14 protein-coding genes are annotated in these 14303 nt (G+C 48.8%); 13 read left to right on the forward strand and 1 reads right to left on the reverse strand.

Annotated features, from left to right (window positions below; all coding sequences use genetic code 11):
* The 5 genes from L0156_05015 to L0156_05035 all read left to right on the forward strand — a co-directional run.
* Nucleotides 1-621: HAD family hydrolase (locus tag L0156_05015; protein MCI0602353.1), on the forward strand; the 621-nt coding region annotated here is incomplete at its 5' end.
* Nucleotides 622-646: 25 nt separating this feature from the next.
* Nucleotides 647-1672: a GWxTD domain-containing protein gene (locus L0156_05020; GenBank protein ID MCI0602354.1), complete on the forward strand. Its 1026-nt coding sequence runs from the start codon at nt 647-649 to the stop codon at nt 1670-1672.
* Between the two features lie 64 nt (nt 1673-1736).
* Nucleotides 1737-3272: an NAD(P)H-hydrate dehydratase gene (locus L0156_05025; GenBank protein MCI0602355.1), complete on the forward strand. Its 1536-nt coding sequence runs from the start codon at nt 1737-1739 to the stop codon at nt 3270-3272.
* Entirely contained in the window at nt 3241-3678 is a 438-nt protein-coding gene (gene tsaE, locus L0156_05030; GenBank protein ID MCI0602356.1) for a tRNA (adenosine(37)-N6)-threonylcarbamoyltransferase complex ATPase subunit type 1 TsaE, read from the forward strand. Before L0156_05025 ends, tsaE begins: the two co-directional genes overlap by 32 nt.
* Nucleotides 3679-3711: 33 nt before the next feature.
* Nucleotides 3712-4248 (forward strand): hypothetical protein, encoded by a 537-nt coding sequence (locus L0156_05035; protein MCI0602357.1) that lies wholly within the window; start codon nt 3712-3714, stop codon nt 4246-4248.
* Between the two features lie 45 nt (nt 4249-4293).
* On the opposite strand, the gene L0156_05040 is transcribed toward L0156_05035, so the two are convergent.
* Nucleotides 4294-5232 (reverse strand): hypothetical protein, encoded by a 939-nt coding sequence (locus tag L0156_05040; protein ID MCI0602358.1) that lies wholly within the window; start codon nt 5230-5232, stop codon nt 4294-4296.
* On the opposite strand from L0156_05040, the gene L0156_05045 reads away from it, so the two are divergent.
* From L0156_05045 to L0156_05080, 8 genes are all read left to right on the forward strand, one after another.
* On the forward strand, nt 5231-6406 hold the full coding sequence (locus tag L0156_05045; protein MCI0602359.1) for a DUF4388 domain-containing protein: 1176 nt from the start codon (nt 5231-5233) through the stop codon (nt 6404-6406). The two genes, L0156_05040 and L0156_05045, sit on opposite strands and share 2 nt — an antisense overlap.
* A gap of 84 nt (nt 6407-6490) precedes the next feature.
* Nucleotides 6491-9166 carry a pyruvate dehydrogenase (acetyl-transferring), homodimeric type gene (gene aceE, locus L0156_05050; protein ID MCI0602360.1) on the forward strand — a complete coding sequence of 892 codons (2676 nt, stop codon included), beginning with the start codon at nt 6491-6493 and terminating at the stop codon, nt 9164-9166.
* A 95-nt stretch (nt 9167-9261) separates the two neighbouring features.
* Nucleotides 9262-10662, forward strand: coding sequence for a 2-oxo acid dehydrogenase subunit E2 (locus L0156_05055; GenBank protein ID MCI0602361.1), 1401 nt, complete (start codon nt 9262-9264; stop codon nt 10660-10662).
* Nucleotides 10662-10985 carry a hypothetical protein gene (locus L0156_05060; GenBank protein MCI0602362.1) on the forward strand — a complete coding sequence of 108 codons (324 nt, stop codon included), beginning with the start codon at nt 10662-10664 and terminating at the stop codon, nt 10983-10985. The genes L0156_05055 and L0156_05060 overlap by 1 nt, the downstream gene beginning before the upstream one ends.
* A gap of 18 nt (nt 10986-11003) precedes the next feature.
* Nucleotides 11004-12056, forward strand: coding sequence for a hypothetical protein (locus L0156_05065; protein ID MCI0602363.1), 1053 nt, complete (start codon nt 11004-11006; stop codon nt 12054-12056).
* A gap of 126 nt (nt 12057-12182) precedes the next feature.
* Entirely contained in the window at nt 12183-12797 is a 615-nt protein-coding gene (locus L0156_05070) for an RNA polymerase sigma factor (GenBank protein ID MCI0602364.1), read from the forward strand.
* A complete protein-coding gene (locus tag L0156_05075; protein ID MCI0602365.1) occupies nt 12794-13474 on the forward strand; it encodes a zf-HC2 domain-containing protein in 681 nt (226 codons plus the stop codon). The genes L0156_05070 and L0156_05075 overlap by 4 nt, the downstream gene beginning before the upstream one ends.
* Entirely contained in the window at nt 13461-14297 is an 837-nt protein-coding gene (locus L0156_05080) for a hypothetical protein (GenBank protein ID MCI0602366.1), read from the forward strand. Before L0156_05075 ends, L0156_05080 begins: the two co-directional genes overlap by 14 nt.
* Nucleotides 14298-14303 lie beyond the last annotated feature (6 nt).

A 14303-nucleotide genomic window follows, 5' to 3' on the forward strand; every position in this document is an offset into this window, starting at 1 on the left:
ATTTTCGATCGTGATGGAACTTTGTGCGATTCGCTCGATGTGATTTTGGGCGCGTTTGATCACGCAATCGAGCCTTACACGGAAAAGCGTCACACCAGAGAAGAATGGTTTGCGGCGTTCGGACCTGCCGAAATGGATGTGATTGCAAAATTCATCCCGGCGGAAAAGAAGCAGGAAGCTTTCAACCGTTTCTTCGACTATTACCGCGCTCATTTTGGCGAGATCCATCTCTATCCGGGTATCCGTGAACTTTTGTTTGAGTTGAAAAGAAACGGCGCGAAACTTATGCTTTTTACTGGAGGCGGACATATGAGCACGAGGTTCTGTCTCGAGCAGACACGGATTTTGCATCTTTTCGATGCTCTGATTTGCGGCGAAGATGTCCAGCATCCGAAACCTGATCCGGAAGGGATTTTGAAGCTCATGAAAGAGCAGAACTTACTACCCGGAGAAACGATTGTCGTAGGCGACGCTGCATCCGATGTGGAAGCGGGAAAGGCGGCGCATGCGTTTACCGCGTGGCTGTGCTGGAGTGAGAATGCACAATCCTCTGAACTGAACGTTCCACCTGATTTTACGTGCAGATCAGTAGATGAGTTAAGAAGAGTCCTGGTGTCCTGAGACAGGGCACTACATAGGAGGAATTATGTTCAAGAAAATTTTACTGATGTTGATCATGCTGGCCACCGGTTTCGTCTACGCGCAAACAACGGTGAGCTGGAAAGATCTCCAGAACAACGTGGATGAATGGGCAAAGGGTCCCGTGAGTATCATCATGACTGATCAAGAACGGACCATTTTCCCGAAGCTGAAAACACCAGAAGAGAAGATGCAGTTTATCAAACTCTTTTGGGCCAGGCGCGATCCGATTTTGCGAACACGCGCGAATGAATTCAAGGAGGAATTCTTTAAAAGAGTTGAACACGCGAATCAGGAATTTGCTGAGCGGGATATACCCGGATGGCAGACTGCAAGAGGCAAAGTCTATGTGATCTTCGGGTCTCCGTCGCGAGTGGATCATCAAACGATCGCGGAATCGTCACGTCCTGCGCTGCTGTGGGTCTATGACAAACTTCCCGCAAAACGGATTCCGAAAAATGAGGCTTTGATGTTTATCTGGCGCGATTTTAAGTACGTTCTGGCGCCTCCCAATCCTGAGAGCGGCGACACCATGGCAGCTCAGCAAGCTTCGCTCGATGCAAATTTCCGGTATCAAGAAATTCCGAGCCTGGTGAACATGGCGTTTGCGGATGTTTCTAAAAGCAACGTCGTGGATGAGAAAATTGATTATGACGCTCTTCTCTTTTCGGTTCGATCCACCGAGAAGTTTGGCATCGCGGAGCTCAATTTCGGTGCTCAGGTGTTGCAAGCCCGGCCGCCTCAAATTCAGGTGAGCATTCCCGTTGCTTCGGCTCCTGTATACGATGAAGGGACGCGGAAATTTGCCGAACTTGTGTTCATTCAAGAGCTGAAAAAAGGGGAGCAGGTGATCACCCGGAAGGAGCACAGTGAGAGTTTTACATGGAGCAGCGCCACTTTTGACGATTTGAATCAGATCACAGTAAAACTTCCAGCCCTTGAGGCGCCTGCAGGTGCTTACGAACTCAATGTGACTGTTCAGGATCGCATATCCGGCGTTTCGGAAACGAGGAAAGTTCCGGTAAGCTTGTAGGTAGGGGCGACCCTTGTGGTCGCCCGTTTAGGGCAGGCACGAGGCCTGCCCCTACTTCGAACACATGAATGTTCTGAACGCGGAACAGATGCGCGCGGCCGATACGCACGCGATCGAGAACCTCAGCATTCCTTCACTGACATTAATGGAGAATGCAGCCACGCGTGTCGCCGAAATTCTGTTGCGAAAAAATCCGAGGCCGCGCCGCGTGCTGGTGGTTTGCGGAAAAGGGAATAATGGCGGTGACGGTCTCGCAGTGGCGCGCTTGCTCAAAGAGGCGGGTTGGAGTCCTACCGTCGTTCTACTGGGAAAGGTTTCCGAATTAAAAGCGGATCCGGCAGAGAACTGGTCTCGCGCTTGTTCTTACGGTGTTCGATGCAAGGAGGATCCACAGGGGGCACAACTCGAAGGGTTGATCGCCGAATGCGATCTGGTGATCGATGCGCTTTTTGGAACAGGACTCACGAAACCGTTGGAAGGCGCTTACTCTTCAGCCGTTCAAAAAATCAATCGAGCCGGAAAAGAGGTGGTTTCCATCGACCTTCCTTCCGGTCTGAGCAGCGACTCGGGTTCTCTGATCGGGCCTGCGATCAAGGCAAACTCCACGATTGCGCTGGCCGCCCTGAAATACAGTCATGTTCTGGCTCCCGCCTGTAAGATGTGCGGAGAAACGTACGTTGTCGATATCGGGATTGCTGCACAATCTACTACAGTTGTAGTACGCGCAAAGGACATACGCGCCGTTTTGCCTCACCGGCCCGTGGACAGTCACAAAGGAACGTTCGGGCATGCCGTAATCGTCGGCGGTTCTCCTGGTAAGACCGGAGCCGCTTATATGGCGGGAAAGAGCGCTTTGCGGTCCGGAGCCGGTCTTGTGACGGTTGCCTGTTCTTCGCAGATCCAGCCCATCATTGCGTCGCTCGGGCCCGAGTTAATGACTCTAGGCGCGGATTCTTTATCCGATCTCGTTTCCTTTTTGTCCGATAAGACTGCTGTTGCAGTTGGCCCCGGTATGGGAATCGCCGGGGAAACAATTGAGTTGTTTCAAGCCGTGGTGACGCAATTCAAAGGGCCACTGGTGATCGATGCAGACGGTTTGAACTTGCTGGCAGAAGAGAAAACACCGGTCCTGCAACGAAAAAATTCGAGCACCATTTTGACCCCGCACCCCGGTGAGATGGCAAGACTCATGAAGACTGATACGGCTTCCGTGCAAAAGGACCGCGCGGCGATGGCCAGGAGATTGGCAGCCGGGACAGGCGCGATTGTGGTGTTGAAGGGTTACAGGACGATTGTCGCTCATCCGGACGAAAAAGCGTGGATCGTGCTCACGGGAGGACAGGCGCTGGCAAGCGCCGGAACGGGAGATGTGCTTACAGGAATCATCACCGGCTTCTTATCCCAGGGCCTGAAACCGGTTGAGGCCGCTCTGGCCGGCGTGTACCTTCACGGCTTGACTTCTAATATATTCGAAGCCAGATACCCGCAGCAGCCTATGAATGCGATGGATATTCTCGACTGGTGGAAGGAGGCGCTCCGGCTTGTGCGATCCGGAGAGGACATCGAAAGTGAATATCTCAAGATTCATTTCACGTTCTGAGGAGGAGACCAGAGCGATTGCCACGGATTTCGCCGGTAAACTTCGTGGCGATGAAAAAATCTGCTTGATCGGGCCTTTTGGATCCGGAAAAACCACTTTCGTCAGGGGTTTCGTTTCCGCATTCGGTCTCGACCCGCGGGAAGTTCAGAGCCCCACGTTCGCGCTCGTGCGTGAGTACGGCGAAAGCAAAAAGATTTATCATGTTGATCTCTACCGGCTCGATAAGGAATCTGAGATATTTGAAGCCGGCATTCATGAACTCCTGGGAACGGACCAACTCGTTCTTATCGAGTGGGCGGACCGTTTGGAAAAGTTTTTGCCGAGTCCCTGTGTCCTGGTCCGATTTTCCCATCAAGACGATCTCACAAGACTGATCGAGATTGACACACAATGCTCATGCCGATAGAATGCGATTGCTACATGCGGGGAGAATCAAGGTATGACCATTTCTAAAATCTTCGTGCTTTTTGGTCTCGTCGTTTTACTGCAAGGACCAGGATGCGCTCTTGCAGATCAAAAGATTGATGCAGGAGCGGTTCTCATGGATCCTGAAAAAACGATCCAAGTTTCCATCCCATCGGGATGGAAAGAAGATCGTGATTTGCATGACACCGCCGAACTTCAAGCGTCGAACCGGAAAAAGGAGCTTTACATCATCGTGCTGTCTGAAAGTAAGGAAGACTTTCAAGACATGACCCTGGAAAAGCATTCGGAGATCACCAGAGGGACGCTCGTAAAAAGCCTTGCGCAAGCGCAAACGTCAGCGCCAGTTACCCTAACAGTAGGCGGTCATCCCGCTCTTCAATATGAAATACGGGGTTTCATCAACAATCTGAGCGTGGTTTATCTCCATACCACTGTCGAAACGGAAAAGAATCTTCACCAGCTCCTTACGTGGACTTTGAAATCCATGTACGACAAGAACAAGCCTGTGCTGCAGCAAGTCACTGAAAGCTTTAAAGAGGTATCAAAGTAGCGCGGGCGTCACGCCTGCGTGATTTGCGCAGACGGGACGTCCGCGCTACTTCTTTTCCGTTACTTCCCGGTAATGTCTTAGCAACTGGCGGTCCAACTGGTAAATGTCGTCCTTGTGATTGAATGACGCGCCGCAGCGGAGACTTTCTGCGAGCCAGCGTTTTACAAGCCTATTGTCATCGCGAATTTCCCAGGCTCCGTCCGTATCGATGATTACGTGTTTCTCAGGATACTGTTGTATCGATGGACAAATTCCGTAAGTATCCCATGCATTTTGATGAAAGGAGATGATGTCAACCCACGCGGCATTGAGAATCTGCCCGCAGTCCGGTTTTGGGTTGACAGCAATTTCCGCATCCGGCTCTTCTTCAAGAATCCAGGAAGCTACCATCTCGTGCCATTTGTTTAACTGTGAGCAGTCGGCGCTGCCTGCTTCATTCATGATTTCGTAGATGGGGTCGAATCTCTTCGTTTCCCTGACGATTTCCCGGACCAAATTCTCCTGGATCCGCATGAGCTTTTTGTTTTCAACATCGTAAAAATCGGGCAACGCTCTTTTCAAAAGCCGTTCCTCATTATTCTTGAAATGCCAGGGGGTATGTTCAAATACTTTCCGTAAAGACCAGTGGTCAAAAAGAGTGAGCATCACGCGCAGATCATGAGATTCGGCTTGCTGCATCACATCGGTCAATCGTTTACGATAGACTGGACTGATCTCGGATAATCTGTACTTATTTCCGCGCCGGACAAAAGGCATCAGTTCATCAACGTTTCTTGCGCTCCCGCTGTAGCCAGTTACCCAGATTCGCTGAAAGTTCACACCATGTTCCGCCATCACAAGAAAATACTTGTCGGCGCGAAAATTCCGGTCCGTAATAATATGGTAGTCGGAGTAGCCCAGATACGTTTCTCCGAAGAGCTGCGTAACGACCACAAATTGAAACAGCAGTACCCTTAGAATAGAATGAAAAAAAGAGTTCTTCATGGAAATCACCCTGCAAGGAACACTCAAATTCTTTCCTTTATCTGAAATTCTAACCTTCCTAAATATCGGACAAAAGATCGGAACTCTCAACCTTTCCAGCGCCTCTAAACTTGCCGATATCTATTTTGACTCGGGAAACGTTGTTTATGCCGCCTCAAATCAGGAAAAATTTAGACTGGCAGCGGTTCTTATTCGCAAAAAAAAGCTCGATGAATCGGGATGGAAACAACTCGAAGAACTGATGACGCAACAAGGAGAAAAGTTCGGACGCGTTGCTGTGGAACAAAATGTCCTATCGGAAGGGGAGCTTCGGGATTATCTAAAAATACAGGTTTCTGAAATCATCTACGATTGTTTTACCTGGCACGAAGGGAAATTCAATTTCCTCGATGTGATGGAACTTCCACCGCACGCGGTTACGATTTCTATAGACCACGCGAATCTGATCATGGAAGGGGCGCGGCGAATTGAGGAAATCGGTTACTTCTCGCAGAATTTACCTAAAAAGAATGTGGTTTTACGGACGATTGGGGATCCGGCAAGCCACGAGCAGATCAATCTAACCCTGGAAGAATGGAAAGTATTGTTCCTGATCGATGGAAAGCGGACTCTCGAAGACGTGACCGGCGAATCTTCTGAAAGCGTGCTGGATGTCTACAGACTTCTGTACGGGCTCTTTGCGAACAAGCTTATAGAAGTGGTACCTCAGGATGAGCTGGCGCTGCAAACGGTCAAGGAAGAAACGAAACGTTCTCAGGCGGCAATTCCAACAAAAAAAATGAAATCGGATACAAAGCTGCTCATTTCAACAACAGCGCGGCTCACCTATAAGGACGTATTAAAGATTACGCTCGCAAGATTGACGCTCAGGAAACCTGAGGCCGAAAAGGAGACATTTCCCTTGCTTGAACAGGAATATTACATCGGCAGGCAGATGGGAAATCAAATCCATCTAACCGATCCGAGTGTTTCCAACATGCATGCGCGCATTTTCAAAGGTCCGGAAGGATACGTGCTGGAAGATTTGAACAGCCGGAACGGTTCGTTCGTGAATGGAGTCCGGGTTGATCGGCGCTTGCTGCACGAGAATGACGCCATCCGTTTGGGAAACTCCAATTTTGTCTATAACATTGTGTATGAGGTCAAGCGGATCCCCAAGGCTGTCATGCCTTGACTTTCTGCGGTGAATACAGATATCTATAATTAACTCAACGCCAAGACGCCAAGGCCGTTAAAATAGTTAATAAGGAAGGTTAGAGTGCACTATAGAATTGACAAAGAGAAGGAACAGGCTGATCAAGAAACCAGAGAGTGGTTGGAATCTCTCGAGTATGTTCGCCAGACCGGTGGACCTCAGAGGGTTCAAGACCTTCTCAGGCAGCTTCAGATCTACGCACAAAAGCAGGGTGTCGAAGTCCCTTTTACCGCCAACACTCCTTATATCAACACCATCCCTGTCGAGCGGCAACCTCCTTTCCCAGGGAGCCGCGAAATTGAACGACGCATCAAAAGCATTACCCGGTGGAATGCAATGGCGATGGTTGTCCGTGCTAACAAAAACGAGGTCGGCATCGGCGGACATATTTCAACTTATGCGTCGGCTGCGACTCTGTACGAGATAGGTTTTAATCATTTCTTCCGCGGCAAAAGTGAAAGCTATGAAGGAGATTGTGTCTATTTTCAAGGGCATGCCTCGCCTGGAATTTATGCGCGCGCTTATCTGGAAGGCAGAATCACTCAAGAGAAGCTGGAAAATTTCCGGAATGAGCTTGCTTCAGGCGGTGGGCTTTCCTCGTATCCGCATCCGTGGCTGATGCCTGACTTCTGGGAATTCCCAACTGTTTCGATGGGCCTCTCGCCGATCATGGCAATTTATCAGGCGCGCTTTATGCGCTATCTCGAAGACCGCGGGTTGAAAAAAATGGGCGACGCCAAAGTCTGGGCTTTCTTAGGCGATGGAGAAACGGATGAACCTGAATCACTGGGCGCAATAACGCTTGCTTCCCGCGAAAAACTGGATAACTTGATTTTTGTAATCAATTGCAATTTGCAGCGGTTGGATGGGCCGGTTCGTGGAAATGGAAAGATTATTCAAGAACTGGAAGCGGCGTTTCGAGGGGCCGGTTGGAATGTAATCAAAGTGATTTGGGGTTCGGATTGGGATTCGCTTCTTGCCAAAGATAAGGACGGTATCCTTGTGAACCGGATGAATGAGGTCGTCGATGGGGAATACCAGAAGTACATTGTCGAAAGCGGCGCCTACATTCGCGAGCATTTTTTTGGGGTGGATCCGCGATTGCTGGAAATGGTGGATCATCTGTCGGACGATCAGTTGCAGAAATTGCGTCGCGGCGGTCATGATCCACAAAAAGTTTATGCGGCGTACAAAGCGGCAGTAGAGCATCAAGGCGCTCCCACAGTGATTCTTGCGAAAACAATCAAAGGGTACGGACTGGGAGAAACCGGCGAAGGGAAGAATATTACGCACCAGCAGAAAAAGTTGAACGAAGAAGAGCTTCGCGAATTCCGGACCCGCTTTGGCATTTCTATCTCGGATGAAGATGTGGCCGAAGCGCCCTTTTACCGGCCTCCGGAAGAGAGCCCTGAAATCAAATACCTTTCTGAACGCCGGCGTAAACTCGGCGGTTACCTGCCGGTGCGCAAGAGAACCACAACACCAATTCAGTCGCCGCCCGATGATTTGTTCGACGAATTCTTTAAGGGAACAGCAGGAAGGGATGCCTCCACTACAATGGTATTCGTACGGCTCTTGTCTAAGCTTCTCAAAGATTCGAAGATAGGCGATTTCATCGTACCAATTGTGCCTGATGAAGCACGCACATTTGGTATGGAAGCTTTATTCCGGCAGTGCGGAATCTATTCGCATGTTGGTCAATTATATGAGCCCGTGGATGCCGACACTTTGCTTTATTACAAGGAAGCCACGGATGGACAGATACTGGAAGAAGGAATTACGGAAGCCGGATCCATGGCTTCTTTCATCGCAGGCGGGACTGCCTATTCTACGTATGGAATCAACACGATTCCATTCTTTATCTACTATTCCATGTTCGGATTTCAGCGAATCGGTGATTTGATCTGGGCCGCCGGAGACATGCGTTGCAAGGGATTCTTACTTGGCGGCACAGCAGGACGCACCACATTGAATGGGGAAGGCCTGCAGCATCAGGATGGACATAGCCATCTTCTGGCTTACTCCGTGCCGAATCTAATCACGTATGATCCAGCGTACGCGTATGAGCTTGCTGTGATTATTCGCGAGGGAATCCGCCGGATGTACGAAAACCAGGAAGATATTTTCTATTATCTGACTGTTTATAATGAAAACTATGCGATGCCACCGATGCCGGCAGATTGCAGAGATGGGATTCTGAAAGGAATGTACCGCTTTAAAGCATCTGAGTTGCAACACACTGATTTGAAAGCGCAGCTGCTCGGATCCGGACCGATATTGAACGAAGTGTTGCGAGCGCAAAAATTGCTGGAAGAAAAATACAATATTGCAGCCGATGTCTGGTCTGTTACAAGTTATAAGGAGCTCCGGAGGGAAGGTCTGGAAATTGAGCGATGGAATCTTTTACATCCGCAGGATACACCCAGGGTTCCCTACATTACACAATGTCTGAGTGGAATCGATGGCATTACTGTTGCGTCCAGCGATTACGTTAAAGCGCTGCCGGACTCCATTTCGCGATGGGTTCCGGGACGGCTTATGTCACTGGGGACGGATGGATATGGCCGCAGCGATAGCCGCAGGGCCCTCCGTAATTTCTTTGAAATTGATGCTCGCTACATTGCGCTTGCTACGCTCTATGGTCTGCATTTGCAAAACAAAATAGAGCGCGAGGTTGTGGCTCAAGCGGTGAAGGATTTGAATATCGATCCGGAAAAAGCAAACCCGATGATCTCGTAAAAAATATTTGAACAGAAGAACGCAAAGGACGCAAAGAATAAAAAATTCTTGCTTTGCGATCTTCGCGATCTTCTGTTCAAAATAATGAGGATGTGATGGCGACAGAAGTAAAGTTACCTGAGCTTGGTGAAAATATTGATTCTGGAAATGTTGTCAAATTGCTTGTGCAGGCGGGGCAAAAGATTGATCAGGATCAAGCGGTACTGGAATTGGAAACCGATAAGGCGACAATCGAAGTTCCTTCGCCGGTTGCGGGGACAGTAAAAGAGATTCTGGTTCAGGAAGGGGGAAAAGCTCAGGTTGGTCAAACGGTATTGGTGGTTGAAGAGAGTGCTGAGACGAAAGCCGCGCCTAAGAAAAAATCTGCATCCAAATCGAAAGAAGCGAAGGCAGAAGAACCGCCGAAAACGGCCGAGAAATCAAAGCTGAAGGAGCCGGCAGTGGAAGATACAAAAGAAACTGCGGCTCCCGCAGAAGCGCAACCGGAAGAGGAAGAAGCTGTCACGACTCCCTCTGTGGAACAGGAGGAAACTCCGGAGGGGGAGATCGAGATTCATGAAGCAACTGTGTATCATCCTGCAACGGCTGCTCCGCAAAAAGTCGTTCCCGCTTCTCCTTCAGTTCGAAGAATTGCAAGAGAGATCGGAATCGATATTGCGGACGTTCCGGGAACCGGTGCGGGCGGGCGAATTACTGTAGAGGATGTGAAGGAGTTTGCGCGCCTGATCCATCGCGGAGGTCAAGTGGCCGGTCAGCGAGGCATTGCGCCAGCTCTTCCGGATTTTTCGCGCTGGGGACAAATCGAACGAAAGCCGATGAGCAACATCCGTGAGAAAACTGCCGAACGGATGGCGATTGCATGGGCCAACGTTCCGCAGGTCACTCAATTTGACAAAGCGGATGTAACAAGGTTGGAAGAGTATCGTAAGAACTTTGGCGCAAAAGCTGAAGCCGCAGGGGGAAAGCTCACGGTTACAGCCGTTCTGATAAAAGTGATTGCGTCAGCGCTGAAAAATTTCCCGCAGTTCAATGCGTCGCTCGACATATCACGTAAAGACATCATATACAAAAAGTATTACCACCTCGGTGTTGCAGTCGATACGGATCGAGGATTGTTGGTTCCGGTGATCCGGGATGTGGATCGTAAAAACATTCTTCAGTTGTCCGTTGAACTCACTCAATTGGCCGAACGGGCGCGCAACCGAAAACTTACGCTCGAAGAGATGCAGGGGGGAACCTTCACGATTACAAATCTGGGAGGAATCGGCGGCACAAATTTTTCACCAATTGTGAATTTTCCAGAAGTTGCCATTCTGGGAATTTCGCGTTCAAGCATGGAGCCTTTTTATACGAATGGGTCCTTTGAACCACGCACGATGCTGCCTTTATCGCTCTCTTATGACCACAGAATCATCGATGGCGCCGATGCGGCGCGTTTTCTACGCTGGGTTTGCGAAGCAATTCGGGATCCGTTCCTGGTAGCGCTGGAAGGATAATGGACGCTGAAAAGAGCAGGCTGGAGCAATTCAAAGAATTTGTGGAATTGGATCCGTCCGACACTTTCTCGCGCTACGCGCTGGGGATGGAATACCTGGGAGCCTCGGAATTCTCTCAAGCCCTCCAGCAATTCGAGGAAGTGATCCGGTTGGAGCCGGCCGAACCGGCGGCATATTCTCAGGCCGCGATCTCGGCAGAGAATCTCAATCAATTCGATCAAGCAAGGATTTTCCTTCAAAGGGGAATCGAAGTTGCCACGAAAAAAGGGAACAAGCACGCCAGAGAAGAAATGGAAGCCGCCCTGGACAAGTTGAACTCTTAAGGCTGCCCAACATTCAAGATGTTTCGGTCGATACGTTTCTGGATCGTCTTAATCTTCAGTCTGATTCATCTGTCTTTTCTACCGGATCTTTTTGATTTCCTGTACAAATACAAACCATTTCCGGAAAGGATTCAGCTTGTAAAAAAGGAATTTCAGAAAGGAGTTGTCCTTCCGTTATTTGCGTTGGAGCAGGACTATAACTACAAAAAGGCTCTGGATGAAATTGCCGGACTGGGCGCGCGGTCGGTCTCTTTTTTTGTGACAAATTATCAGGAAGATATTAGAAGCAATACAGTTTATCTGAATTTGCGATCTTCGGAACCATTGAAGCTTGCGCAGGTAATCGATTACGCGCATGGCCGCGGTCTGAGCGTATTTCTCTTTCCAACCCTGCATATCCAGCATCTGGGGGATCGCGAGTGGCGAGGTGTTTTGAAACCCGAGAATCCGAAAGAGTGGTGGGATAGTTATTTCAGAATGATTCGCTACTATCTGGGAATCGCGCGCAATTATCAGGTGGAAATGTTTTCCATCGGATCGGAGTTGTGCGCGAATGAATCCGATTATGAAAACTGGTCGCGGATTATTCAATATTGCCGGAAGAACTACAGCGGATTACTTACCTATTCCGCGAATTGGGATCATTACCACAACATTCCTTTTATCAAGGACCTGGACTATTTCGGAATGAATGCCTATTTTGGACTGACGGATAAAGAGAATCCCGCGTTGTATGAACTGCTGGAATCCTGGAAGCCGGCAAAAGGCCGTATAGAAGAAGCTTATAAAGAGTATTCAAAGCCCATCCTCTTTACCGAAATCGGATATCCGAGTGTCGATGGAACGAACGCTAAACCCTGGAATTATTTATCTACAGCAAAAATCGATCTTGATGAACAGGCTCTCTGTTATCGGGCATTTATTGAAACATGGGATCCGCCCCCTCCCTACATCCATGGTGTCTATTTTTACAACTGGTGGGGGCCGGGCGGTATCGGGGATAAGGACTATACTCCTCGAGATAAACCAGCCGAGTATTTCCTGAGAGCCTGGTATACGTCGCTCAGATAATCGTGGATCGTAATCGTAATCTTAATCGCAATCGATTCCTCGAGCATGATGAACGATTAAGATTTATGATTATGATCACGATTACGATTACGATCCACGATTATTAAAACCTTTTTGGAGTTTAGCATGTCTTATACTACGGATATGAAGCCGGTGGCTGAGCCATACGTACGCCGACTGAATGATGAGGAGCTGGTAGACTCAGTTCTCGAGGGGAATGTACGCGATTTTGACGTACTGATCGAGCGCTGGCAACAGCCTCTTTACAATTTTGTTTACAGGTTTATGAACTCCGAAGAGGAGGCGAGGGACGTGTGCCAGGATGCATTTGTCAATGCATACCGGAATCTCTCGAAGTTTAAACGGCAATCAAAGTTCTCATCCTGGTTGTTTAAGATTGCCATCAACCGGTGCAACACGCTTTTACGTAAACGAAAAAGATGGCGTATGTTTTTTGACCCGATGTCTGATCATTCGCAATATGCGGATTCAATGGCGGGTGAAATGAATGTGGAAATGAGCGCCGAGCGGGAACAGATTTATCGAAGAATGCGGAAAGCAATCGCTCAGCTCCCACCGGAACAGAAGACCGTCCTGTTGTTGAAAGAATATGAAGGGCTGAAATTTCATGAAATCAGTGAAATGCTTGAATGCCCGCTTTCAACGGTAAAAAGCCGAATGTATTACGCTTTGGACGGCCTGAGAAGAGCTTTAAAGCTTGTAGAGGTTAAAAACCGATGAATTGTGAACAGGTGCTGGAAATTTTGGTTTCGCAGCTGGGCGGAGAGACAAACAGGGAAGAAGATTTGCAATTGAAAAATCACCTCGATGAATGCGAGTCCTGCAGGCGGGAACAAAAAGAATTTAGAGCCATGCTTGGTCTCATGAAGCAATTACCACCGAAAGAGTGGGATGAGAGAATTCGAATTCAAGATCTGTTGAGAAGAGATCAAAAATGGAGAACGATTGTCTTCGGCAAGGCCGCTCTATGGTTCCTTGCCACAACGGCTTTCATCACTGTTTTGACTACTTTGCCGCTTCAATGGCAGGTGAACGCGCAGGAATTCTCTGTACGCTGGGGAACGCCTCCTTCCGATATGACCGAAGAATTGAAGAAGCTGCAATTGCAGTTGACAGGAATTCAACAGCAAAACCAGCAGTTTTATCAGATTTCAGAAGCCCGCATGAAGGAATTAGTGGAACAAAAGAACATCGAGCAACAAAAGAGGTACTGGGACGCAATGCAGATGTTCAGCAATTATCTTCAGCTTCAAAGACAGGCGGATTTGCAAAAGATCCAGCATGAAATTGCAACCACTTATGATCGAACCGGTCAAGAAGTGGAAAAGACGAATGAGCTGCTGGAGCACGTGTTGCGTACTTCAGCTGGAGAGGGTACGGTGTATGAAGGCAATTAGTCGAGTTCTTCTACTTCTTTTGTTTGCTGCACGAGCCTATGCACAGGAGGATCCTCTCGCTCCGGCTATGGCTCCTTTAGCTCCTAAGCCGACTTCGATCAAAGTTCATGACATGGAGAACCTTACTATTTCGGCTTTGCGAAGGGAGTTTCCCCGTCTTTCCGGCATTTTCGCTTCGGCTCATTCCTGCCGCTTGCCTGATTACGGTCCGCTTATATCGGTAACAATACAACTTCCGTCGTTTTACTTTACGAAACCAGTATTGCAAGAGCTGGATCGCCGGCAGCGCGCGGCTGCAGAACAGGCGCGGAAAGTGAGGACTCAGTTGGAACGCGCAGCGCAATTGATCAGCCTTCGCTCGAAGGAAGCAGGTTTGCTCGAGCGAATTGATTGGGAAGAGTCTTCGAAGAAGAAATCAAAGGAAACGCTTGAGGCTCTTCAAAATCAACTTTCCGATGTGCGTAAAGATTTGGAGACGCTGGAAACCAATCAACTGGGCACATTTGTTGTGCAAGAATCCAACATGTTGTTGAATGAAGTTGACCTCAACAAAATGCTCGTAGCAAATTACCAGCAGTTGGTTCAACGCGTCACAAAGACGATGAAAAACTCATTGGCTGAAAATGGGCCGCTTATCACCGACCTCAACTCTCACGAAAGAGTAACTGTCAATGCATACATTCGCGATAATATTCTGGGAAGTTCAGGCAAGAGTATTCTTTTCAGCCTCTATCCACAGGACATTCAGGACTACAAAAATGGCACGATCGATTTGAAAGTATTGCGTGACCGTGTCATTGTTCGAGACGAACCCCGCGAATAGCTCTTA

The organism is bacterium (genome assembly GCA_022616075.1).
Classification (GTDB): Bacteria; Acidobacteriota; HRBIN11; order JAKEFK01; family JAKEFK01; genus JAKEFK01.

What these genes read in the sequence shown, in the direction of transcription:
- L0156_05020 (MCI0602354.1), top strand. Translation starts at nt 647, where the DNA reads ATGTTCAAGAAAATTTTACTGATGTTGATCATGCTGGCCACCGGTTTC.
- L0156_05025 (MCI0602355.1), top strand. Translation starts at nt 1,737, where the DNA reads ATGAATGTTCTGAACGCGGAACAGATGCGCGCGGCCGATACGCACGCG.
- L0156_05035 (MCI0602357.1), top strand. Translation starts at nt 3,712, where the DNA reads ATGACCATTTCTAAAATCTTCGTGCTTTTTGGTCTCGTCGTTTTACTG.
- L0156_05045 (MCI0602359.1), top strand. Translation starts at nt 5,231, where the DNA reads ATGGAAATCACCCTGCAAGGAACACTCAAATTCTTTCCTTTATCTGAA.
- L0156_05040 (MCI0602358.1), bottom strand. Translation starts at nt 5,232, where the DNA reads ATGAAGAACTCTTTTTTTCATTCTATTCTAAGGGTACTGCTGTTTCAA.
- L0156_05055 (MCI0602361.1), top strand. Translation starts at nt 9,262, where the DNA reads ATGGCGACAGAAGTAAAGTTACCTGAGCTTGGTGAAAATATTGATTCT.
- L0156_05060 (MCI0602362.1), top strand. Translation starts at nt 10,662, where the DNA reads ATGGACGCTGAAAAGAGCAGGCTGGAGCAATTCAAAGAATTTGTGGAA.
- L0156_05065 (MCI0602363.1), top strand. Translation starts at nt 11,004, where the DNA reads ATGTTTCGGTCGATACGTTTCTGGATCGTCTTAATCTTCAGTCTGATT.
- L0156_05070 (MCI0602364.1), top strand. Translation starts at nt 12,183, where the DNA reads ATGTCTTATACTACGGATATGAAGCCGGTGGCTGAGCCATACGTACGC.
- L0156_05075 (MCI0602365.1), top strand. Translation starts at nt 12,794, where the DNA reads ATGAATTGTGAACAGGTGCTGGAAATTTTGGTTTCGCAGCTGGGCGGA.
- L0156_05080 (MCI0602366.1), top strand. Translation starts at nt 13,461, where the DNA reads ATGAAGGCAATTAGTCGAGTTCTTCTACTTCTTTTGTTTGCTGCACGA.